The organism is Acinetobacter sp. I-MWF, from assembly GCF_025433935.1.
Lineage (GTDB): Bacteria > Pseudomonadota > Gammaproteobacteria > Pseudomonadales > Moraxellaceae > Acinetobacter > Acinetobacter guillouiae.
In genome coordinates, this window is record NZ_JAMBAR010000001.1 from 3,122,636 (window position 1) to 3,145,580 (window position 22,945).

At 38.3% G+C, this 22,945-nt stretch carries 17 protein-coding genes; 13 read left to right on the forward strand and 4 right to left on the reverse strand.

From position 1 onward, the window contains the following. The first annotated feature begins 374 nt into the window (after positions 1 to 374). Positions 375 to 1,163 (forward strand): pseudouridine synthase, encoded by a 789-nt coding sequence (locus M2R48_RS14385; RefSeq protein WP_004823066.1) that lies wholly within the window; start codon positions 375 to 377, stop codon positions 1,161 to 1,163. A gap of 259 nt (positions 1,164 to 1,422) precedes the next feature. On the opposite strand, the gene M2R48_RS14390 is transcribed toward M2R48_RS14385, so the two are convergent. Then, positions 1,423 to 3,654, reverse strand: a complete 2,232-nt coding sequence (locus tag M2R48_RS14390) for an NADP-dependent isocitrate dehydrogenase (protein WP_004823068.1) — start codon at positions 3,652 to 3,654, stop codon at positions 1,423 to 1,425. Between the two features lie 687 nt (positions 3,655 to 4,341). On the opposite strand from M2R48_RS14390, the gene M2R48_RS14395 reads away from it, so the two are divergent. Continuing rightward, on the forward strand, positions 4,342 to 6,798 hold the full coding sequence (locus M2R48_RS14395; protein WP_262086559.1) for an acyl-CoA dehydrogenase: 2,457 nt from the start codon (positions 4,342 to 4,344) through the stop codon (positions 6,796 to 6,798). A gap of 159 nt (positions 6,799 to 6,957) precedes the next feature. Beyond that, the gene (locus M2R48_RS14400) at positions 6,958 to 7,341 is read left to right on the forward strand and encodes a carboxymuconolactone decarboxylase family protein (protein WP_262086560.1); all 384 of its coding nucleotides are present in this window, start codon (positions 6,958 to 6,960) and stop codon (positions 7,339 to 7,341) included. 64 nt (positions 7,342 to 7,405) lie between these two features. On the opposite strand, the gene M2R48_RS14405 is transcribed toward M2R48_RS14400, so the two are convergent. Next, positions 7,406 to 7,660 carry a hypothetical protein gene (locus tag M2R48_RS14405; protein WP_239045249.1) on the reverse strand — a complete coding sequence of 85 codons (255 nt, stop codon included), beginning with the start codon at positions 7,658 to 7,660 and terminating at the stop codon, positions 7,406 to 7,408. 305 nt (positions 7,661 to 7,965) lie between these two features. Here M2R48_RS14405 and M2R48_RS14410 point away from each other — a divergent pair, with 305 nt between their 5' ends. From M2R48_RS14410 to M2R48_RS14425, 4 genes are all read left to right on the forward strand, one after another. Beyond that, entirely contained in the window at positions 7,966 to 8,319 is a 354-nt protein-coding gene (locus tag M2R48_RS14410; protein ID WP_262086561.1) for a hypothetical protein, read from the forward strand. A 1-nt stretch (position 8,320) separates the two neighbouring features. Next, positions 8,321 to 10,039, forward strand: a complete 1,719-nt coding sequence (locus tag M2R48_RS14415; protein WP_262086562.1) for a PepSY-associated TM helix domain-containing protein — start codon at positions 8,321 to 8,323, stop codon at positions 10,037 to 10,039. After that, the gene (locus M2R48_RS14420) at positions 10,036 to 10,374 is read left to right on the forward strand and encodes a DUF3325 domain-containing protein (protein ID WP_262086563.1); all 339 of its coding nucleotides are present in this window, start codon (positions 10,036 to 10,038) and stop codon (positions 10,372 to 10,374) included. Before M2R48_RS14415 ends, M2R48_RS14420 begins: the two co-directional genes overlap by 4 nt. Before the next feature lie 89 nt (positions 10,375 to 10,463). Then, complete coding sequence (locus tag M2R48_RS14425; RefSeq protein WP_262086564.1) at positions 10,464 to 10,988, forward strand: tetratricopeptide repeat protein; 525 nt, start codon at positions 10,464 to 10,466, stop codon at positions 10,986 to 10,988. A gap of 49 nt (positions 10,989 to 11,037) precedes the next feature. On the opposite strand, the gene M2R48_RS14430 is transcribed toward M2R48_RS14425, so the two are convergent. Together M2R48_RS14430 and M2R48_RS14435 are read right to left on the reverse strand one after the other, a co-directional pair. Further along, positions 11,038 to 11,976: a DUF4424 family protein gene (locus M2R48_RS14430; RefSeq protein ID WP_244013483.1), complete on the reverse strand. Its 939-nt coding sequence runs from the start codon at positions 11,974 to 11,976 to the stop codon at positions 11,038 to 11,040. A gap of 19 nt (positions 11,977 to 11,995) precedes the next feature. Then, on the reverse strand, positions 11,996 to 12,460 hold the full coding sequence (locus M2R48_RS14435; RefSeq protein WP_239045244.1) for a hypothetical protein: 465 nt from the start codon (positions 12,458 to 12,460) through the stop codon (positions 11,996 to 11,998). Positions 12,461 to 12,968: 508 nt separating this feature from the next. Here M2R48_RS14435 and ahcY point away from each other — a divergent pair. The 6 genes from ahcY (at position 12,969) to M2R48_RS14465 (ending at position 22,858) form a co-directional block, all read left to right on the forward strand. Then, positions 12,969 to 14,351 carry an adenosylhomocysteinase gene (gene ahcY / locus M2R48_RS14440; protein WP_004823092.1) on the forward strand — a complete coding sequence of 461 codons (1,383 nt, stop codon included), beginning with the start codon at positions 12,969 to 12,971 and terminating at the stop codon, positions 14,349 to 14,351. 153 nt (positions 14,352 to 14,504) lie between these two features. Then, positions 14,505 to 15,341: a methylenetetrahydrofolate reductase [NAD(P)H] gene (gene metF / locus M2R48_RS14445; RefSeq protein WP_034616209.1), complete on the forward strand. Its 837-nt coding sequence runs from the start codon at positions 14,505 to 14,507 to the stop codon at positions 15,339 to 15,341. A 36-nt stretch (positions 15,342 to 15,377) separates the two neighbouring features. Continuing rightward, the gene (locus M2R48_RS14450; protein WP_262086565.1) at positions 15,378 to 16,097 is read left to right on the forward strand and encodes a 16S rRNA (uracil(1498)-N(3))-methyltransferase; all 720 of its coding nucleotides are present in this window, start codon (positions 15,378 to 15,380) and stop codon (positions 16,095 to 16,097) included. Positions 16,098 to 16,233: 136 nt separating this feature from the next. Beyond that, the gene (locus M2R48_RS14455; protein WP_315972844.1) at positions 16,234 to 19,095 is read left to right on the forward strand and encodes an EAL domain-containing protein; all 2,862 of its coding nucleotides are present in this window, start codon (positions 16,234 to 16,236) and stop codon (positions 19,093 to 19,095) included. Between the two features lie 137 nt (positions 19,096 to 19,232). After that, positions 19,233 to 21,503: an NADP-dependent malic enzyme gene (locus M2R48_RS14460; RefSeq protein ID WP_004717035.1), complete on the forward strand. Its 2,271-nt coding sequence runs from the start codon at positions 19,233 to 19,235 to the stop codon at positions 21,501 to 21,503. A gap of 113 nt (positions 21,504 to 21,616) precedes the next feature. Further along, on the forward strand, positions 21,617 to 22,858 hold the full coding sequence (locus M2R48_RS14465; protein ID WP_239045241.1) for a multifunctional CCA addition/repair protein: 1,242 nt from the start codon (positions 21,617 to 21,619) through the stop codon (positions 22,856 to 22,858). Positions 22,859 to 22,945: the final 87 nt, after the last annotated feature.

Below are 22,945 nucleotides of genomic sequence, written 5' to 3' on the forward strand. Positions count from 1 at the left end.
AACTATTATTGTCTAATGAGGACATCAAGATTAAGTAAAAATATAGTCGCTCAAACTATAAAATTTTAGAGAGGTCGTTGAAAATTGGCTCAGAATTTAAGCCCAAAAATGCATGCTACTCGTTCATTTACTTAAGATACGCTCTAACAAGATAAAATCATCACCCCATTCTAAAAAACCTCGCACCTTAAGATCCCCAGCCTAAGAAAAATGTATTTACAACTCAGCCTAGGTAAATAAATAAAGTTGAAGAATACAAAGCGTAATCTGATATAGTAGCGCACATATCGTAGTCTTTATCTTTACCCAACTCTCTTCAAACGGGTAACTTTATCAAACTCAAAAATTTTATTGATATTTATTAGTGGTCTAAAGTGAAAATTGTCATTCTTAATAAACCTTATGACGTCCTCTCCCAGTTTCGTAAAGACGAAGCACATATGACGATGTCTGACTTCGTAGATGACTCGACTTTGCGTTTGGCGGGTCGTCTCGATATGGACTCTGAAGGTTTAGTTTTTTTAACTGATCATGGTGGTTTAAATCAATACATTACCAACCCCGCCAATAAGAAATTTAAAACTTATTTGGTGCAAGTTGATGGTGATGTGACTGAAGAAGCCCTAGAACAGTTGCGTAAAGGTGTTGAGCTAAAAGATGGTATGACTTTACCTGCTCAAGCGAATAAAGTTGAACAACCTGAATGGTTATGGGATCGTGATCCACCAGTACGTTTCCGTGCCAATATTCCAACATCTTGGATTGAAATTTCTATTTGTGAAGGCCGTAACCGTCAAGTCCGTCGTATGACTTCGGCTGTTGGTTTCCCGACTTTACGTTTGATCCGTACCAAGATTGGTGCAATTGATTTGGTGCAAATGGGTTTACAACCTGGTGAAACCAAAGAAATTGAACCATTACTTTATCCAGACTTCCAAAATATTCCAGCAGATGAACCTTACCGCTCACGCTCTTATGTGAAGAAACCTGGCGGTACAGGTGGAAAACCAATTGTTCGTAAGAATAAAGATGGTTCAACAAAGAAATCTGGAACTAAACGTATCTGGCAAATGGAAGATGGTGAAAAACCACGTCGTAAGACCAATGGTACCACCCGCCCAAATACCAAAGCACCACGTGGCCGTGGACGTAATGGTCGCTAGGATTTAATCCTTCTCAGCTATAAAGCAATTGCCGCTTATTGTAAAAATGCCCAATGAATTTCATTGGGCATTTTTATTTTATAACTAAAAAACTCAAGACCAATTAAGACCAATCGCCCCCTCATCATTTAAATTGATTCATACAAAACCTTGCAAATACATAACTTAAACAAAGATTTATGCCATCAATAAAAAAAGCCGATGCGTATGCATCGGCTTTTCTCACCAACAAGATCGTTGGTTTATAGCATTTTAAAACTTAAACAGTAGCAAGCGTAGCGTTAAGCGTCGCACTTGGACGCATTACAGCTTCAACCTTAGCTGTATCAACTGCATAGTAACCACCGATATCCGCTGGCTTACCTTGAACAGCAGCAAGCTCAGCAAGGATTTTGTCTTCGTTCTCATCCAATGCTTTTGCAAGTGGTGCAAACTTGGCTTTTAATTCAGCATCGTCATTTTGTGCAGCAAGTGCTTCAGCCCAGAACTTCGCAAGGTAGAAATGGCTACCACGGTTGTCAAGCTCACCTGTACGGCGTGATGGTGACTTGTCGTTATCCAACAATTGACCAGTTGCTTGATCCAATGTTTTCGCCAATAACTTAGCACGTGCATTGTCTTCTTTGATACCTAGCTCTTCTAAAGAAACAGCCAAGGCCAAGAATTCACCAAGAGAATCCCAACGCAAGTGGTTTTCTTCTACAAGCTGTTGTACATGCTTAGGCGCTGAACCACCCGCACCTGTTTCGTACATACCACCGCCCGCCATTAACGGAACGATAGACAACATTTTCGCAGAAGTACCCAATTCCATGATTGGGAACAAGTCAGTTAAGTAATCACGTAAAATGTTACCAGTCACTGAAATTGTATCTAAACCACGAGCAACACGTTCAAGCGTATAACGCATTGCACGTACTTGTGACATGATTTGGATATCAAGACCCGCTGTATCATGATCTTTCAAGTATTTTTGTACTTTCTTAATCAATTCATTTTCATGCGGACGGTATGGGTCAAGCCAGAAGATTGCAGGCATACCTGAGTTACGCGCACGCGTTACCGCAAGTTTTACCCAGTCACGAATCGGTGCGTCTTTCACCTGACACATACGCCAGATATCGCCTTCCTCAACGTTTTGTGACATCAACACTTCACCAGTTTCAAGATCTGTGATGTTTGCAACACCCGCTTCAGTGATCTCAAAAGTTTTGTCATGTGAACCGTATTCTTCAGCTTTTTGCGCCATCAAACCAACGTTTGGCACAGTACCCATAGTACGTGGGTCAAAGTTACCATTCCACTTACAGAAATTGATCATTTCTTGGTAAATACGTGCAAATGTTGACTCTGGCATAACAGCTTTACAATCATACTGCTTACCATCAGCACCCCACATTTTACCGCCGCCACGAATCATCGCAGGCATAGATGCATCCACAATCACATCATTTGGTGAATGGAAGTTAGTAATGCCTTTCGCTGAATCTACCATTGCAAGTGCAGGACGGTGTTCTTGGCAAGCGTGAAGATCTTCAATGATCTCTTCACGTAATGATGTTGGTAAAGTTGCAATCTTCTCGTAAAGACCAGCCATACCGTTATTGACGTTAATACCTAACTCATCAAATAACTTAGCGTGCTTTTCAAATGCTTCTTTATAGTAAATTTTTACACAGTGACCGAATACAATCGGGTGTGAAACTTTCATCATGGTTGCTTTTACATGCAACGAAAATAAAATGCCTGCTTCACGGCAATCATCAAGTTCTTTCTCATAGAAATCGCAAAGCGCTTTCTTGCTCATAAACATTGAATCGATGATTTCGCCATCAAGTAATGCAACTTTTGGTTTAAGCACAATGCTCTCACCATTTTTGGTGATAAGTTCCATTTTTACGTTACGCGCACGGTCAAGTGTCATTGACTTTTCACCGTGGTAGAAATCACCCTCATCCATATGTGAAACATGTGTTTGTGACCACTGTTTCCATTCGCTCATTGAATGTGGATGTTTCTTCGCATAGTTTTTCACTGCTGCAGGTGCACGACGGTCAGAGTTACCTTCACGTAACACTGGATTCACCGCAGAACCAAGGCACTTGCTATAACGCACCTTAATTGCTTTTTCTTCTTCAGTTGTTGGATTTTCAGGATAGTCTGGGATTGCATAACCCTTTGACTGAAGTTCCTTAATACATGCGCTCAACTGAGCAACAGATGCACTGATATTTGGGAGTTTGATAATGTTAGTGTCTGGATCTTGAGTAAGACGCCCTAAATGCGCAAGGTTGTCAGATACTTTCTGTTCATCGCTTAAGTATTCCGCGAATTCTGCAAGAACACGAGCAGCTACAGAAATATCAGTTTTGACAATCTCTACGCCAGCTGGCTTAGTAAAGGTCTCAATGATCGGCAGTAGCGAATAAGTCGCCAACAATGGCGCCTCGTCAGTCAGTGTGTAAATGATTGTTGACTTTCCACCAGCCATATATAGCCCCTTGCTTTAAATTGTGTTTTGAGAACCGAGCTTGTGACCCAGCCCTTACGAACCGACTTGCTTAAATTTAACCCCAAGAGTATCAGCCTTCCTGATATTACAGTCAACGTAAGATCTGTGATAACGACATTTCGTAAAAAAATGGTACATCACAAATATTGCATTAATATCAATATTTGTACAAAAATTAAGCATTTTCTTGTAAAAATAGTCATTCCGACCGAGAGCAATAATAATCCATGCCGTCTTGTGCTTTATTATTTTAATCATTAAAAATTTTATCTTGCTGATTCTTACAGACTGAGCAGCAAATTGAAAGCCATTAAAAACACATCGACGCGCTTCAGCGACATAAAACAAGTCAAACAGCTCAAACAAAAATCAGCTAAATACTGTTTAAATTTTTAAATCATTCAAGTCTGTCTAAAAAGTGAATGCGCAAATGAATGGAAAATTTATTTACTCCCCCAAGACTCTGGTCATGATATGACAATAAATATGCTTTGGTTAACTTATACTCACAAAACAACAATACTTTTACCTTGAATAGTAAGTGAAAAAATCGTTATTAATAAATTACATGTTTAATTTTTCATCACATCTTTGATGAAAGAATAAGCTTCAATGATGTATTTCCAATCCCAAAATTAATATTAAAACTGTAGAGGTAATATGTTAATGCTATTACTCATCGCAATACTTATTCAAATCATCTCACTCTGGGCCGTTTTCTTTTTTGCACTTCATCGAACAGTCGGAAGTATTACTACGATTGTCATTGCAATTCTGAGTGCAGTGATCAGCCCATGGTCTCTCATCCTTGGTCTTCCGCTTATTCTCATCAGTTTAGTATTACTGATTGAACCACTGCGAATGCAAGTTTTGACTAAACCGGCCTATAAAACATTAGCCAATGCAATGCCAAGCATGAGTACCACTGAACGTGAAGCATTGGATGCGGGTACCAGTTGGTGGGAAAAAGAATTATTTATGGGGGCGCCAGATTGGGAAAAATTTAACAATTATCCCTACCCGACGCTTAGTAATGAAGAGCAATCTTTTTTAGATCATGAGGTTGAACAACTCTGTCAGTTGCTAGATGAATGGGAAATTCATCAAAATAAAGACCTGAATGCAGAGACATGGCAATTTATTAAAGACAATGGCTTTTTTGGACTCATCATCCCTAAAACTTATGGTGGTCGTGAATTTAGCTCTTTTGCACAAAGTCGTATTATGAGCAAAATTGCTTCACGTTCTTTAACCACCGCTGTAACCTGTATGGTGCCTAACTCATTAGGACCAGGTGAGCTCTTACTGAATTATGGTACAGACGAACAAAAAAATCGTTATTTGCCCGGCTTAGCCAAGGGTGAGGAAATTCCTTGTTTTGGACTCACCAGTCCTGAAGCGGGTTCTGATGCTGGGGCGATTCCAGATACTGGCGTGGTTTGTTATGGGGAATTCGAAGGTCAACAAGTGCTTGGCTTAACAATGAATTTCTCAAAACGCTGGATTACCCTAGCACCCGTTGCAACAGTAGTCGGTCTCGCCTTCAAACTGTATGACCCAGATGGCTTATTGGGAGATAAAACTAAAACTGAGTATGGTATTACCTGTGCTCTTATACCCGCCTCTCATGCAGGCGTAGAGGTTGGACCAAGGCACCATCCGGGTGGTTCTCCATTTATGAATGGTACAGTTGAAGGTAAGGACGTTTTTATTCCAATTGACTGGATTATTGGTGGCGCAAAAAATGCAGGGAATGGTTGGCGTATGCTGATGGAATGTCTGGCTGTTGGGCGTGGTATTTCCCTTCCTGCACTTTCTACAGCTGCTGGTGAAATGACATATTTATCTGTAGGTGCATTCGCTAAAATTCGTCAACAATTTAAATTATCAGTAGGTAAATTTGAAGGGGTGCAAGAAGTTAGCAGTGACATCGTCAGCCATACCTATATGTTGGAAGCTTTTCGCTATTTAGTCACTTGCGGTTTAAATCAAGGTGGCAAACCCGCTGTTATGACCGCGATGGCAAAATACTATGCCACTGAAACGATGCGAAAAATCGTCAATCATGGTATGGACATCACAGGTGGTCGTGGTATTCAACAAGGTCCGCGTAACTTTCTTGCCAATATGTATCAAGCTATTCCGATCTCGATAACAGTTGAAGGGGCAAATATCTTAAGCCGTTCATTAATGATCTTTGGTCAAGGTTCGATGCGTTGCCATCCTTATTTATTTGAGGAATTACAGCTGTTACAGGCCGAAGATAAAGCCTCTGCCTTAAATACATTTAACACCATGTTATATCAACATTTAGGCTACACCCTAAACCGTGTCGCGCGTGCATTCACTTATGGATGGTTTGGGGCAAGTAGTCAAAGACCTGACTCATCAGATGCTCTTACTCAACCTTATTATAAAATCATCAATCGATTCAGTACTGACTTTGCCCTAACCGCAGATATGTGTCTTGGACTGTTAGCCGGTGATATTAAACGTAAAGAAATGCTCTCAGGGCGATTAGCTGACATTCACTCCAAAATGTTTATTGCAACAGCCATTCTCAAATTTTATGAAAATGGTCAGAGATCCTCGCAAGAACAGGTACATGCCAAACTTGCATTAGACGAAACGCTTTATGATGCCCAAGAAGCATTTTATGGCTTATTTGATAATTTTCCGATTCAAATTGCATCAAGTCTGGTTAAATTTGTTTGTTTCCCATTTGGTCGACCGATCAAAAAACCAAGTGATCGTCAAAAGAGTGAAGCAGCGGAACTGCTCATGCAAGATAACCCGTTCCGAGATTATTTAAAAACGCAGGTTTATTATACTGTTGATCCGAATGATGCTTTTGGACGAATGGAAGCCACCTTTAATCTACTCACAACTGTTGAAGACGATTGGAACAGCTTTAAAAAAGCAGAATCTAAAGGTGAATATCAAGGGCTAACATTTGAAGAGCGCATACAGGATGCAGTCACTCGTGGCTTAATCAGCGATGATTTAGCCACAAAATTAACCCAATATAATTCACTTCGTTATGACAGTATGCTCACAGATATTTTTGATGAAAAATTAGAGCAGGTGTTGGTATTAGAAAATCCTCATCTTCACTCAACTTAACTCGATTTGGTAAATGCCATTTAACAGATAAGGCAATATAAAACCTTAACCATAAACAGCGATTCACCATCGCTGTTTTTTAACATAGACATATTGCCAATGGGTTATTTGCCTATTTCGGTATAGTGTTAAAAATATAACAGCTGAGGAAAAAAGACGATGTCTCAACAAGATTATGAAAATGGCTTAAAAGTCCGTACAGAAGTAATGGGGGAAAGTTTTGTAAAACGCGCTCAAGACAACACTGTTGCTTTTACAAGACCTTTGCAAGACTGGATCAATGAGCATGCATGGGGTTCAACTTGGCAACGTGGTGTTTTACCACGTAAATACCGCTCTTTGATTACCATTGCATTTTTAGTTGCACAAAAAAGCCCAACCGAACTAAAAGGTCATATTCGTGGTGCATTGAATAATGGCGCAACAGTTGAAGAAATTCAGGAAGTGTTATTACACAGCCTACCTTACTGTGGCGCACCCACAACCCAAGAAGCATTTCGTGCCGCGCTCGAAGTCATCAATGAATATCAAAAAGAATCATAAACAAGCAATACCTACTAATTCTTCAATATAGGCCATGCTCAAAACTATGGCCTATATTGCCGAGTTAATTCCAAAACACATTAAAACTATAAAAAAACTCATCCACTTCAAAGCGGACATGATATCCAAGTTGAGTTAACTCAGAAGAAAGCTCCCGAATATCCTCTAAAGCTAGATGTTTAGGTAGAACTGTAAAAGCCACAGTATTGCCCTGCTTGGCATTCTCTTCAATCATTTGAGCCAAACGACCTTTATATAGCTCTATATTTAAGTTTGAATTGGCTGCCAATCGTTTCGCGTCTTCAGCATGAATAAACATTGTTCAAATTCCATATTATTGTTTTCCAAGATGTCACTACAAGATATAAATAAATATCCAAATACGCTGTATGCTTTATGTTCGAAGGCACATGCTCAAAAACATAGTCACGATAAAATCGTGTAACCTTCTAAAATTATAAGAATTTTTTCAATTATTCTGGATAAACTTGTAGCCAAGCCTGTACATAAAAATTGAAATAAATCCAGTGCTTTATTTTAATCAAATTTAACTTTTGTATTTAAAAAGTAAATGATAATTGTTATTATTTACTTAATTTTTAACCTTTCTGTATTTGATTGCCTATGAATAGCCAGACTGAACTCGATGTACTAAACGCATCAGTTTCAACTCCGACTGTATCAACACGAGCTAAATTCGCACCCTCTCTCATACAATATCGCGTCATGATTTTCTATCGTTTTGCCCTGGCAATTCTTGGTGGTTATCTGCTTGCGTCTTTGTCCGCTATAGTGATTGCAAAAACATTTGCTGATTATCGTGCCACGGCTGCGATGAGTGCAACGCTACTTGCTTTCTGTATTCACTGTGCTGCATTCATTTGGGTTTTTATGGTCAATAAGACATCAAAAGCCAGCTTAGGCATACTGATTCCAAGTATCATTTTATTTGTCATTTATAAAATGATGGGGAATTAAGATGCGCGTAGATGCAAAAGTTGAAGGTCCACGCCAATCTATGTCATGGTTACATACATGGGCAAGCTTAATTCTTGGTTGGTTACTCTATGCAATTTTTTTGACAGGAACATTGAGTTTCTTTCAGTCTGAAATAACGGCTTGGATGAAACCAGAAATACATCAATCCGTTCCAAGTGATTCTCAAGTACAGCAAACCCAAGTTGCCTTAGATTATCTACAAAAGAACTATCCTGATGCTGGTAGTTGGACGATTCAATTACCCAATTCTAGACAGACCACAACTGAATTAAATATTCGTAAACAAGGTGAAGATCTACAAGCGCGTCGTGGTGGGGAAAGAATCACCGTAGACAGTGCAACTGGACAAGTTATTGAAGCACGAGACACTCGTGGTGGTGGCTTTCTATATCGCTTTCACTTTGAACTGTATGGATTTGATCGTATTTGGGCACGTTGGATTGTTGGCTTAGCCACCATGCTGATGTTTGTGGCAATTATCAGCGGCATTATTACCCATAAAAAAATTTTTAAAGATTTCTTTACGTTCCGTTCAGGTAAAGGGCAACGCTCATGGTTAGATGCACATAATGCCACAGCTGTTTTTGCCCTTCCCTTTCATATCATGATCACCTTCAGTGGTTTGTTATTACTGATGTTTATGTTTATGCCTTGGGGAATCAACCAAGTCTATAAAGATCGACAAGAGTTTTTTCAAGAGATGCGCGGCGGTGCAGTTCAGCAAAATAATGCTCGCAATAGAAATGCTGAAAACCGTTCTGGATCCGCAAATACAAATCAAACTCAAGGTCAAAATGAACAACGCTCGCGAGGCGAAAAAGGCAAAAAACATCAACAAGATGTTGGTCATCCTGCGCCACTCACCGACTTAACCCCACTTATTACCACTGCACAAGCGCAGTGGAAAGAAAATCCGATTGCTTCTATTCAAATCATTGCGCCAAATACATCCAATGCGACCATTGAACTTCGCGCTTTATATGCGAAAAGTGTGGTTCAGCGTGGTGTTTACCCCATTTTAAAATTCGATGGCGTGACAGGCAAAGACATCAGTGAAGCGGCTCAAGCAAACAATGCCTCTATCCCAATGGGGATATACAATGTGGTGACTGTATTGCATGAAGCACGTGGTCTTGATTTAACCTTCCGCTGGTTATTGTTCTTCTCTGGTGTAATGGGCACCTTAATGGTTGCAACGGGGCTGATCTTATGGTGCGTCAAACGTGCACCGCAACAACAAAAACAAGGTTATAAATCATTTGGTTATCGTTTTGTTGAAGTGATGAATATTGCCGCTGTGATTGGATTACCTATTGCATGTGCAGCCTACTTCTACGCCAATCGTTTCATTCCATTTGAAATAGAAACACGCTTAAATTGGGAAATTAGAGCCTTCTTTATTGTATGGTTAGCTACATTAATTTATGCAGCGATTCGCCCGCATCGTCAAGCTTGGCTAGAACTTCTATTGTTCTCTGGTGTTGCTTTTGCCCTATTGCCTATTGTCAATTTTATCACGGGTGGTCATGCACTTTGGAACAGCATTGCCAATGACCAATGGATGATTGCGTCTTTTGATTTAATGACATGGGCGCTTGCGATTTTGTTTTTCTACTCATTTTATAAAGTTAAAAAACATAAAGGGCTTCCTGTCAAAAAAGCCAGAAATGTACCTTCAAGTAAGGAGATTTCAGCGTGATTTTCTTCTTATTAATTTGGTCTTTGTCTAGCTTGGCTTTTATCGCGCTTGCCAGCGCAATGTCGAAGCATCAAAAACAGATCTATGGACATGAACTAAGCCTCAAACAAACCCGACTTGCTTCTATTACTGGTTGGGCTTTACTGCTGATTTCACTGATCATTTGTGTCATGTCAGGGCAGCTGAGCAGCATGCTCAGCATTTGGGTTGGAGTACTAACCTTTTCAGCATTATTTGTTGGGGTGTTATTAAGCTATTACAGTTTAAAAATGAAATTGGCTGCCAGCTTTTGTGTGGGTATCAGCTTAATCACAAGTGTGATGCTACTCATTTAAACTGTTTCACAAAAATCAGTTATAATTATAAGCCAATCTGCGGATTGGCTTTTTTTTTATCAAATTTATTGCCTTGTATTGGTATTTTTATGTCTAAACCACTTTCAATCCCTTCAGAATTACTCAATCGTGCTGCAATGGGTAATCCAGCTGCACAATTTGAACTTGCTGAAATATATATGCAAAGTGAAGATGAAGATAACAATCAACTTGCAGAAGAATGGGCACTCAAAGCAGCACAATTAGGCCATGTTGAAGCCATGTATTGGTTAGGTGAAGGCTATGCTTATTATGCAAAAGATATCCTTGAAGAGGATCCTAAAGAAGCCAAGGCTTATTTTGAACATTCCCACCGCTGGTTAGAGCAAGCGGCCAAACATCAACATCCTGCTGCGATTTTAGAGTTATCCAATTTCTATCGCCGTGGCGATGTGGTTGAAAAAGATCTAGTGAAATCAGTAGAGCTGGTTGAGCAAGCAGCAAAACTGGGGGAAGTTCAAGCCATGCGTGATCTTGTTTGTATTTATGAACACGGGATGGGCGTTAATGTTGATGAAGAAAAAGCTGATTTTTGGGCTGAAAAAGCCAAGTCAGCTGAAAACACCTCAGTCTAATTTATAAATTTCAGCCCATATAAAATGGGCTTAAATTTGATTCACTTATTTAATTACGTAAATGTACAAAAATTACATCTAAATCTTGTTTGGGTACAAAGTTTTTCTCAACCATTTGGAATTGTGTCGGGCTAATTTTATTGACTTTACCTTTCCAACAAAACGATACCAACTCTCCCGGATCACGTTCAATGGTCAATTTAAAGTTTTCAATCGGTTTTGCCCAATTTGCCCCAGTAGTCAAAATATAACTTAGTGCATTAAAAGGCGAATGTTCCGACTGTGCTTTTTTCAAGCCTTTCTTAAAATTACTGTCCATACAAAATTGTTGATTATATTCATCTGGATATAGTGCAACCGAACCACCCACTAAAGGTTTATATTGATGTTTTACCTGTGTAATTGAATTGGCTTTAAAAGTTTGCTTCCAGCTATAAACCACTTGTGATGACCAGTTGATGACTTCATCTGGATTTTTAGGCAAAATGCTTTTTACTTTAGGGTTTGAACAGCCTTTCAGTTTCTTTTCAAATACCCCATATTCATCACTTTTGCGATTCCAAGGATTTAACATTTCAGTTTGTGAAAAGCCACACTGTTTAAATAACTCAGTGACATCAATCGCTTTAGACTTTTCGTCTCTTTGTATAAATGTCTGCACATGCATTGTCGGTTGAACTGCTTTTCCATTAACCTGAATTTTAAAACTTTTTAATAAATCCTCAGTGTGGGCAAAATCGGATTCAAAAGCATTATCAACTCGTGGTAAAGGGAACAAAACAGTTTCAGTAATATCCTGATTACTGAGGTTTTTAAATTGATAATCGACCTTAATTAATTTTTTACTAATGAATAAGTCTTCACGTTGCATGGCAATATTTTTATTTTTAAGGTACTCAATTCCCCCTGTTCCCACATAGCCTGTAGAATCATTGGCGAAAGCTGATGTCGCTGTCAGAATCGATGTGATCAATATGATTTTTTTCATTCTCTTTAATCCAAATCAGTTAATCCAAATCAGGAAACTCTATTGTTTGATAATGCACACAATAAATGGATTCATCAAAAATAATATGTGTAGCAATCTGTTTGATAATCTGCTCTTGTAAAAGAATTTCTTTTTCTAAAACTTCATTCCAATAGATTGAGTTTTCTGAAAAATTCTCATAATAATCCAGTACTTCAATCATCGCATTAAACAAAGCCACTAAATGCTGGCTTTTGTTTTGATTTGATACCATCAAGAAAAAGGCATCCAAAGAAATCACCTCAATGGCCGCTAATTCCTCATAATCATCGGCATATTCATCTACGCAAGCATTTGATTGTCGAATTCGCTTTTGATAATCAATTAAATTTTCTTGATCAATATCCTGAAATAATTGTTTTTTATCAATTTTAATTTGATAATTTTGTTCGATAGCAGATTGAAAGTTCGGTAATTTTTCATAAAAAGCAAAAACAGCTTTCACCAAACTTTTCCGCTGTTCAAGCGAAGCCTGCTCAATGGCTTGTCGCAATGCAAAACTATGCTGATCAATTATTTTTACAATATCCATCAATTTAATCTCCCCGATATTCACTTTTTTAAACCAAAAAACCCAGAGATAAAAAAAGCAAAGTACGCAGCATAATCACAAATACAGCAATCATCGTGGCACAGCTCTAGCACTTGGCAAACGCTTAAATGCATCATCTTGATTTTATTTCTGTTTATAGATCAGTAAATACTGATCATATTTTTGCATAGCTTAGCGATTCAAAAACAATTCTATCTTTTAGTTGAATATTAACCAACTACATTTGAACTCTATTAAAATCTAGGTACAATAGTCGCCAGTCGAGGGATGCTGCGACTTTTTCACAGGCACATAAATGTGAAATCGCTAGGCTCGACGATTCGGTCAGACCTTCGTGCTGATCAACAACGGCATCCGCGAACTGAATGATCAATATTTTTTTAATATAAAGGAGATCGTGATGAACGCGGTTAATGCTTCATTTACAGATTATAAAGTTGCAGATATTTCCCTCGCTGACTACGGTCGTAAAGAAATCAAACTTGCTGAAGCAGAAATGCCAGCATTGATGGGCTTACGTAAACGTTATTCAGCAGCAAAACCTCTTGCTGGCGCAAAAATTCTGGGTTGTATTCATATGACCATTCAAACTGCTGTTTTAATTGAAACACTGGTTGAATTAGGCGCAGAAGTACGTTGGACTTCATGTAACATCTTCTCAACTCAAGACCATGCAGCAGCAGCAATTGCCGCATCTGGTGTTCCAGTATTCGCTTGGAAAGGTGAAACTGAAGAAGAATACATGTGGTGTCTTGAACAACAAATCAATGTTAATGGCACACCTTGGGATGCCAACATGATTCTTGATGATGGTGGTGATTTAACTGCTGTTGTTCATGAAAAATATCCTGAACTTATTGCTAAAATTCATGGTATTACAGAAGAAACGACTACGGGTGTTCAACGTCTAAACGAAATGTTCCGTGATGGTACTTTAAAAGTTCCTGCAATTAACGTGAATGATTCAATCACAAAATCTAAAAACGACAATAAATATGGCTGCCGTCATTCATTAAATGACGCCATCAAACGCGGTACAGATATGTTGTTATCTGGTCGTCGTGCGCTAGTAATTGGTTATGGTGATGTTGGTAAAGGTTCTGCTCAATCTCTTCGCCAAGAAGGTATGATTGTACGTGTAACTGAAATTGACCCAATCTGTGCAATGCAAGCATGTATGGACGGTTATGAAGTTGTTTCTCCATATAAAAATGGTGTACAAACAGGTAAAAAAGAAGACATTAACCTAGACCTTCTTCAAAATACTGATTTGATCGTAACAACTACAGGTAACTACCACGTATGTGATTCTGCAATGTTAGATACATTAAAAGCAGGTTCAGTGGTGTGTAATATCGGACACTTTGATACTGAAATCGATACAAACTATTTACGTGGTTATAAGTGGGTTGAAGTTAAGCCTCAAGTGCACCAAGTGTATCGTACAGAAAATGAAAATGATTATCTGATTCTTCTTTCAGAAGGTCGTTTGGTTAACCTTGGTAATGCAACAGGTCACCCTTCACGCGTGATGGATGGTTCTTTTGCAAACCAAGTATTAGGTCAAATGCACTTATTCGCAGAAAAATTTGCTGATCTTCCAGAAGATCAAAAAGCAGCACAGATCCGTGTTGAACTGATTCCTAAGAAATTAGATGAAGAAGTTGCTGCTGCAATGGTAGTTGGTTTTGGTGGTGTATTGACGCAATTGACTCAAGTTCAAGCAGATTACTTGGGCGTTGCAGTTGAAGGTCCATTTAAATCTGAGGCTTATAAGTACTAAGTTTTAACCCCCTCTCCTTCGCTTTCTCCCTTAGGGAGAAAGAATATTCATTTACAGATTAATGAATATAAAGGCGAAGTCCTCTCCTTTTAGGAAAGGACTTCGAAGAGGTTAGAACAAAATAAAAAAGTATGAATAAAAAAGGATTTAACCATGACCAAACGTGTTCCAATTTCGTTTGAGTTTTTCCCGACCAAAACTGATGCAGGGGCGGAAAAACTTAAGCTTGTTCATCAAGAATTACAGCTTTTAAATCCAGAGTTTTTCTCGATTACTTATGGGGCTGGTGGTTCGACGCGTGAACGTACATTAGCCGCAATTGCTGACTTTAATGGTAAAGGCACACCTGTTGCCCCTCACCTTTCATGTATTGGTGATGACAAAGTACGTATTGCTGAATTACTCGATATCTATAAAGCTCAAGGGATTGATCGTATTGTTGCACTTCGAGGTGACTTACCTTCTGGTCAAGTCGGCCTTGGTGAGCTTCCTTATGCGACTGATTTGGTTCGTTTTATTCGTGAACACTCAGGTGATCATTTTAAAATTGAAGTTGCGGCATATCCTGAAATGCACCCACAAGCTGACAACTTTGATGCAGACATTAAGCACTTTGCAGAAAAAGTCAAAGCAGGTGCAAATGCGGCCATCACTCAATTTTTCTTTAATCCAGATGCCTATTTCTATTTTGTAGAGCGTATCCAAAAACAAGGAATTGATATTCCTGTTGCGCCAGGAATTATGCCAATTACCAATGCCAGCAATTTAATCCGCTTTGCAGATGGGACAGGTGCAGAAATTCCACGCTGGATTCGTAAGCAACTTGCGACCTATGGTGATGACACTGCAAGTATCAAAGCTTTTGGACATGAAGTTGTGATCAAACTGTGTGAACGCCTTATTGCAGGAGGTGCACCAAGTTTGCACTTCTATAGTATGAATCATACTGAGCCAAACCGCCAATTGGTACTTGATCTCGGTTTAGCTTAAATCAAAATTGCATCATCAACTTGTGAGTAATACTGCATGCCCCGTTTTTATATTGAAACTGATTTAGCTGTCGAAACTACGGTTGAACTCACTGAAACAGTATTTCATCATTGGGTCAAAGTATTGCGTGCACAAGTGGGTGAAAAAGCCACCTTGTTCAATGGACAAGGGGGTGAATATGAAGTGACTTTAACAGCAGTCGCTAAAAAATCTGCTTCTGTTTTAGTCAATTCATTTAATCCAGATAACCGTACCCCTGCTTTTACAACCCTACTTGGACAAGTCATGAGTAAGGGCGATCGTATGGATTATGCGATTCAAAAAGCTGTGGAATTGGGCGTAGCTCAAATTCAACTGCTCACATCAGAACGTTGTGAAATGCGTTTAAAATATGATCGAGATCAAAAAAAATTAGATCATTGGCAAGGTATAGCGATTGCAGCTTGTGAACAGTGTGGTATGAATCTTGTTCCGCATATTTTAGCGCCATTAAGTCTAAATGAATGGATCAAAACTGAATTACCGCAGAGTAAATTTGTTCTCGCGCCTGAAAAAGAGCAGACAGATGTACTGAAAGACATAAGCCCAGATATTGCCCTTTTAATTGGACCTGAAGGTGGTTTAAATGAAGCAGAAATTGATCAGGCCAACCAATATGGATTTAAAAATTGGTGCATCGGTGATCGTATTTTAAGAACTGAAACAGCACCTGTAGTTGCATTATCAATTTTGAATTATCAAAGCTTTAAAAAGTGATGTATGTCATGTAAAATAATTGCAAATTGGATGATTTCACAGTATTTTAATTCCAAAGAAACTATTAATTAGCAAATTTTAAATAGTTGCTCCGTTAAACCTACACATTCTAAAAATAGCAGAGGTGCAAGCGCTAATGAATGATGTTCAGGAAGAGCTTCTTTCATATGATGTGAATTCGTCGAACATCAGAAAGATAATCAAAGATATCCGGATATTTTTTATTTGGGTATTTTTTACGTGTATCTGTGACGCTTTAATTTATCTTTACTTATTTAAGACCTCCTCTGAATTATTAAGCGGTTGGTTTATTCTGACTGTTTTATTTATATTATCGGGATTTTTGTCTTCTACCTATCTGTTACAACAAAATAAAGTTCAAGTATTTAAACATATTGATCTTTTCTTTCAGTTTTCTTGTTTGATCTTAGGAAGCTTATTTGGGATTGGCGTTTATATCATCAATTTAGAATTTATGATGATGCCAAATGTAGTTGACCCATTTTTTTCATTTCTGTTATCTAGCTTTTTGCTGAGTTTTTCATATGTTTTAGCAATGAATTTTCTCAACCAAAGATTTAGTTATTTTATTGCTTTATTTGTTCCTTCTGCAATTCCGGTGCTCACGCTCCCCCTGCTTTTCCCTCAAAATACCAATGAAATCTATAGCACTATTTTCATTGTTTGGTTCTCTTTATTATTCTTTAGCACTTATGCTTCACATAAAATTTATATTAATTCTGAAATATTAGATCTGAAAAATAAGTTTTTATTTAAGCAATCACAAGAACAACTTGCAAATTATAAAGGCTTAGAAATACAACTTAAAAATGAAATCTCAAAAACACAGGTCATGAAAAGTGAATTGCAGTTACATAATCATTTATTAGAACAAAAAGTAAAAGAACGAATTTTCGATTTTAAACAGATGAATGACCGCTTAGAAAATCATCAAGCCAATTTAGCTTTTGCCCATGAAACAGCGGGTATTCATTCTTGGGTCTGGAATATTGAAAAAAGAACTTTTGAGATTTCCGACTCAAAAAGCGGTGCAGAATTCAAGCAACTCAATCTAAAACACAATAGCGTAGATGAATATGTTCATCCTGATGATATTGTCAATTATAAAACCATCCTGAAACAACATCTCAAAGGCAAAACTGAGCGCTTTGAGGCAATCTACCGTGTTAAGCGAGATGGTCAATGGTGTTGGATTCAAGACATTGGCAAAGTGGTTTCTAAAAACATTAATAACAAACCGCTTAGAATGGTGGGAATCCAACGCGATATTCAAAAAGAAAAGACTGACCAAGAAAAGCTAAAACTCGCAGCAAATGTATTAGCTCAAGTGGCTGAAGGTGTTTTCATTTTAGATAATAATTTATGCTACTTAGAAGTAAACCCTTATTTTGAAAAACTCTTAGATTATAAACAACATAATATTGTTGGAAATCATCTATTTGATATCACAATCAATAATAATTCTCGTACCCAACAAATGTATAATGTGATTACTCAAAGTTTAATTCAAAAAGGAGAATTTGAGTCTGAATTGCAGATTGATTTTACCTCAGGAAAAAAACTTGCACTCTGGGTACACATCAATGCAATTTATGATGAAAAAAATAAATTTTCCAACTATGTCGGCATTATTACCGATTTAACTGATCGTAAAAAACAAGAACAACGACTCTCGTATTTAGAACATTATGACATCCTGACCGATTTACCAAATCGCTTTTATTTCAAACAACAACTGCATAATTATTTAATTCACTATTCTGATTCATTTAAAAATTTTGCGGTTTTACGCATCAACATTGACCGTTTTAAATTATTCAATGAATTTATGAGCCATAAAGAAGGTGATGAATTATTAAAACAAGTCGCTCACAGATTAAGATTATGTTGTCCAAATGCCTCTTTGATAGCTTATTTAAATAATGATGATTTTGCAGTGATCTATAATTTAAGTAGCAATAACATCAATATTCATCAACATACACAACATATTTTAGATGCCTTTAAACAACCTTTTGATGTTAAAGAACAAGAACAAACCATCACCATTTCTATTGGCGTTGCGCTATATCCAGAGCATGGCTTACAGCTCGACAGTCTCAATGGTCATGCAGAATCAGCATTACACGAAGCCAAGCGTTTAGGCGGAAATACCGTATATTTTTATTCAAACAAAAAAACGCCGTTGCTCAATCAAGGGATCAACTTAGAAAACGAATTAAGAAAAGCCATAAAGCACAAAGAACTAACCGTACATTATCAACCTAAAATCTGTGTTAAAACTCAACGTATTTATGGTTTTGAAGCATTAGTCCGTTGGCAACATCCAACTTTGGGTTATATCTTGCCAGACATTTTTATTCCACTTGCCGAAGAAACCAGCCTCATTTCAGATATTGGTTTAATTGTCTTGCATGAAACCTGTAAGCAAATACAGCAGTGGCAATCCCTTGGTTTTGATCATTTTAGGGTATCGATTAATATTGTGGCACAACAAATTTACCGCGGACAGTTGGTTAAAGATATCGATTATGCCCTTAAAAAATATAATATTTCAGGTGATATGCTTGAACTGGAACTGACTGAATCTTCTTTGTTTGATAAGTCAGAAGAAGTTAATTTTCTCCTACAACAATTAAAAGATCGCCATATTTCGATTTCTTTGGATGATTTTGGAACAGGCTACTCATCTTTAGCTTATCTAACCAGTTACCCTTTTGATATCTTAAAAATAGATCGTGCTTTTATTTCAAAAATTGGACAAGAAAAAGACGAAGCAATCGTCAATGCGATTATTGCTATGGGCAATGCAATCGGCATTACCTTAGTGGCTGAAGGCGTTGAAACTAAAGAGCAAGCGTTATTTTTACAAAAACACGGTTGTTATATTTTACAAGGCTTTTACTTTTCCAAAGCATTGTCATCTGCGGACAGCACAAAATATTTGGAACAGCATAAACTTATAAAGATTTGTTAATTTTTTTAGACTTTATATCTATTACTTTGTTTGAAATAACTATTTTTTGACTGTCGGTATCGCTCAACAAATGTTATATTCGATGAAATTTAGTCAAACCACCAGCCTCGCTGGAACATGTAATAATCGAGATTCAGATGGATGATCAATCTTTAAAACAGCAAGCCCTTTACTATCACGAATTTCCAACACCAGGAAAAATTAGCGTTACGCCAAGTAAGCAACTTGTCAATCAACATGACCTTGCGCTTGCTTACTCACCAGGTGTGGCAGCGCCTTGTTTAGAAATTGAAAAAGACCCTTCAAAAGCAGCGCTCTATACTGCTCGTGGCAATTTGGTTGCAGTGGTCAGTAATGGTACAGCCGTTTTAGGTCTAGGTAATATTGGTCCATTAGCATCTAAGCCTGTAATGGAAGGCAAAGGCGTATTATTTAAAAAGTTTGCTGGTGTAGACGTTTTTGATATTGAAATTGCTGAAAATGATCCTGACAAAATTGTTGATATCGTTGCGGCTTTAGAACCTACTTTTGGTGGTATTAACCTCGAAGATATTAAAGCACCAGAGTGTTTTTATATTGAGCAAAAGCTTCGTGAACGCATGAAAATCCCTGTGTTCCATGATGACCAACACGGTACCTCAATTATCGTAGGTTCAGCCCTTCTCAATGCTTTGCAATTGAATGGCAAAAAAATTGACGAAATCAAAATTGTTGCTTCAGGTGCAGGTGCTGCGGCACTTTCTTGTTTAGACTTGCTGTGTGCAATTGGTGCTAAAAAAGAAAATATCGTTGTTGCTGACTCACGCGGTTTATTGACCACTAAACGTGAAGGCTTGGATGAGTCTAAAAAGCGTTATGTGCAAGATATTGAGGGAACTCAACTTGCAGATGTGATTGCAGATGCAGATATGTTCCTTGGCCTTTCTGCGGCAGGCATTTTAACCAAAGAAATGGTTAAAGTCATGGCGGCTGATCCAATCATCTTTGCATTGGCAAACCCAGATCCAGAGATTTTACCTGAACATGCGCATGAAGTACGTCCAGATGTAATCATGGCAACTGGTCGTTCAGATTATCCGAACCAAGTAAACAATGCGCTTTGCTTCCCTTATATCTTCCGTGGTGCGCTAGATGTTGGCGCTACGACGATTAATGAAGAAATGAAAATTGCTTGTGTACATGCGATTGCACGTATGGCACATGTTGAAGCGGATGCCGCATCTTATGGTGAAAAATCTGCATCATTTGGTCGTGATTACTTAATTCCACGCCCACTTGATCAACGCCTAATTCTTGAAATTGCTCCTGCTGTTGCACAAGCTGCAATGGATTCAGGTGTTGCAAGTCGCCCAATTGCGGATTTTTCGGCTTATCGTCAACGTCTATCTGAATTTGTTTATAATTCAGCATTGATGATGAAACCAATTTTTGCACAAGCGAAAACAGCGCCTAAACGTATTGCTTATGCGGAAGGTGAAGATCTTCGTGTATTACGTGCGATTCAAATCGCAGTTGATGAAGGTTTGGCACAACCTATTCTGGTTGGCCGTACTGCAGTCATTGAAGCGAATATAAAGAAATTAGGTTTACGTCTTGAACATGGTGTAAATATTACCATCGTAGATCAAGAAAAAAATCCTGATTACGATAAGTTTGCAGATGACTATTACAACTTGATGCAACGTAAAGGTGTAACACCTGAGTATGCACAACGTGAAACACGTCGTCGTTCTACCTTAATCGCAGCAATGTTGGTTCGTCATGGTCTTGCAGATGGTATGCTATGTGGTACTTATGCAAGTTATGATATCCATTTAGACTTTGTGAGAAATGTGATTGGTTTAAAAGAAGGTCGTAATAACTTCTTTACACTTAATGCATTGATGCTTGAAGATCGCAATATCTTTATGGCTGATACTTATGTAAATACTAACCCGACTGCTGAACAGCTTGCTGAAATGACTATTTTAGCTGCTGAAGAAGTTCGTCGTTTCGGTATGACGCCAAAAGTTGCATTACTTTCGCATTCTAGCTTTGGTTCAGATCAAAATGATCCAAGTGCACAAAAAATGCGTAAAGTATTTGAAATCTTGACTGAAATCGCACCTGAATTAGAAGTAGATGGCGAAATGCATGCAGATGCTGCACTTGATGAAAATATTCGTCATTTTGCATTCCCAAATTCACGCTTCAAAGGTTCAGCGAACTTGTTGATTATGCCAAATCTTGATGCGGCAAATATTTCATTCAACTTGTTAAAATCAACATCAGGCAATAATGTGACTATTGGTCCTATCTTGCTTGGTGCTGCTAAACCTGTGCATATTTTAACACCTACAGCGACAACACGTCGTTTGGTTAATATGACAGCTTTAACCGTTGCTGAGATTCAACAAGCTGAAGGCTAAGCTTGAAGTCAATTTAACATCAATACCGCAGAACTTTAGTCAATCACTCAAGTTCTGTACTTGAGAAAACCTCTATTTTGATGCATGATGGCAGTAAGAATAGAGGTTTTTTCATGCAAGTTTATTTAGTAGGCGGTGCCGTTAGAGATCATTTACTCGGTCATCCCTATCACGAAAAGGATTATGTTGTTGTTGGCGCCACGCCAGAGCAACTTCTTGCCCAAGGTTATCAACCCGTTGGGAAAGATTTCCCTGTGTTTTTACATCCCCAAACAAAAGAAGAATATGCCCTAGCCCGTACTGAGCGTAAATCGGGACACGGTTATCATGGATTTGAGTTTTTTACCGATCCAGATGTCACCTTGGAAGAGGATTTAATTCGTCGTGACTTAACCATCAATGCCATTGCGATGGATGAAGCAGGTCAAGTGTACGATCCCTATCATGGACAAGATGATTTAGCACATAAAATCCTACGCCACGTTTCAGACGCTTTTGCAGAAGATCCGTTACGCGTACTACGTGTGGCTCGTTTTGCTGCTCGTTATGCACAATATGGTTTTCGTATTGCTGATGAAACACTTGCATTGATGCGTCAACTGGCTGAATCTGGTGAATTAGAAGCACTGACACCTGAACGTGTTTGGAAAGAAACCTCTCGTGCTTTAATGGAACGTCATGCAGATGTTTACTTTGAAGTGTTACGTGAGTGTGGTGCATTAAAAGTACTCTTTCCTGAAATAGATGCCCTGTTTGGCGTTCCACAACGACCTGAATATCATCCTGAGATTGATTGCGGTATTCATACACTGATGTCTTTACAGCAAGCATGTAAAGCCAATTATTCTTTAGATGTTCGTTTTGCCGTATTGGTACATGACTTGGGCAAAGCTTTAACACCGAAAGATGAATTACCTCGTCATATCATGCATGAAGAACGTGGGATTCAGCCTGTCACAGATGTATGTGATCGTTTACGTGTGCCCACTCAAACAAAACAGCTTGCTCTAGCAGTATGTAAAGAACATTTAAAATGTCATCAGGCTTTTACCTTAAAACCAGGCACCTTATGGCGTTTATTACAGCGTTTAGATGTGCTACGTCGTCCTGAGCGTGTTGAAGCTTTTGCACAAGCCTGTGAATGTGATGCTAAAGGCCGTTTAGGTTTAGAAAATCGTGAATACCCACAAGCGCATTACCTATTAGATGCAATGAAAACTGTACGCACGATTAAAGCATCGGATTTACCCTCAGATATTCAAGGTCCAGATATCGGTGAAATGTTGATTCAAAAACGTATTGAAGCGATTGCTGATTTAAAGCATGAGTTAGGTCATCATCATCATACGGTTTAAAAAAACGCCTCTCAACAATGAGAGGCGTTTTTAGATTTTAGATATCGTATTTTCTTTTAAATAACATCCAATCATTCATTGACCATA

What these genes read in the sequence shown, in the direction of transcription:
- M2R48_RS14390 (WP_004823068.1), bottom strand. Translation starts at nt 3,654, where the DNA reads ATGGCTGGTGGAAAGTCAACAATCATTTACACACTGACTGACGAGGCG.
- M2R48_RS14395 (WP_262086559.1), top strand. Translation starts at nt 4,342, where the DNA reads ATGCTATTACTCATCGCAATACTTATTCAAATCATCTCACTCTGGGCC.
- M2R48_RS14400 (WP_262086560.1), top strand. Translation starts at nt 6,958, where the DNA reads ATGTCTCAACAAGATTATGAAAATGGCTTAAAAGTCCGTACAGAAGTA.
- M2R48_RS14405 (WP_239045249.1), bottom strand. Translation starts at nt 7,660, where the DNA reads ATGTTTATTCATGCTGAAGACGCGAAACGATTGGCAGCCAATTCAAAC.
- M2R48_RS14410 (WP_262086561.1), top strand. Translation starts at nt 7,966, where the DNA reads ATGAATAGCCAGACTGAACTCGATGTACTAAACGCATCAGTTTCAACT.
- M2R48_RS14415 (WP_262086562.1), top strand. Translation starts at nt 8,321, where the DNA reads ATGCGCGTAGATGCAAAAGTTGAAGGTCCACGCCAATCTATGTCATGG.
- M2R48_RS14425 (WP_262086564.1), top strand. Translation starts at nt 10,464, where the DNA reads ATGTCTAAACCACTTTCAATCCCTTCAGAATTACTCAATCGTGCTGCA.
- M2R48_RS14430 (WP_244013483.1), bottom strand. Translation starts at nt 11,976, where the DNA reads ATGAAAAAAATCATATTGATCACATCGATTCTGACAGCGACATCAGCT.
- ahcY (WP_004823092.1), top strand. Translation starts at nt 12,969, where the DNA reads ATGAACGCGGTTAATGCTTCATTTACAGATTATAAAGTTGCAGATATT.
- metF (WP_034616209.1), top strand. Translation starts at nt 14,505, where the DNA reads ATGACCAAACGTGTTCCAATTTCGTTTGAGTTTTTCCCGACCAAAACT.
- M2R48_RS14450 (WP_262086565.1), top strand. Translation starts at nt 15,378, where the DNA reads ATGCCCCGTTTTTATATTGAAACTGATTTAGCTGTCGAAACTACGGTT.
- M2R48_RS14455 (WP_315972844.1), top strand. Translation starts at nt 16,234, where the DNA reads ATGAATGATGTTCAGGAAGAGCTTCTTTCATATGATGTGAATTCGTCG.
- M2R48_RS14460 (WP_004717035.1), top strand. Translation starts at nt 19,233, where the DNA reads ATGGATGATCAATCTTTAAAACAGCAAGCCCTTTACTATCACGAATTT.
- M2R48_RS14465 (WP_239045241.1), top strand. Translation starts at nt 21,617, where the DNA reads ATGCAAGTTTATTTAGTAGGCGGTGCCGTTAGAGATCATTTACTCGGT.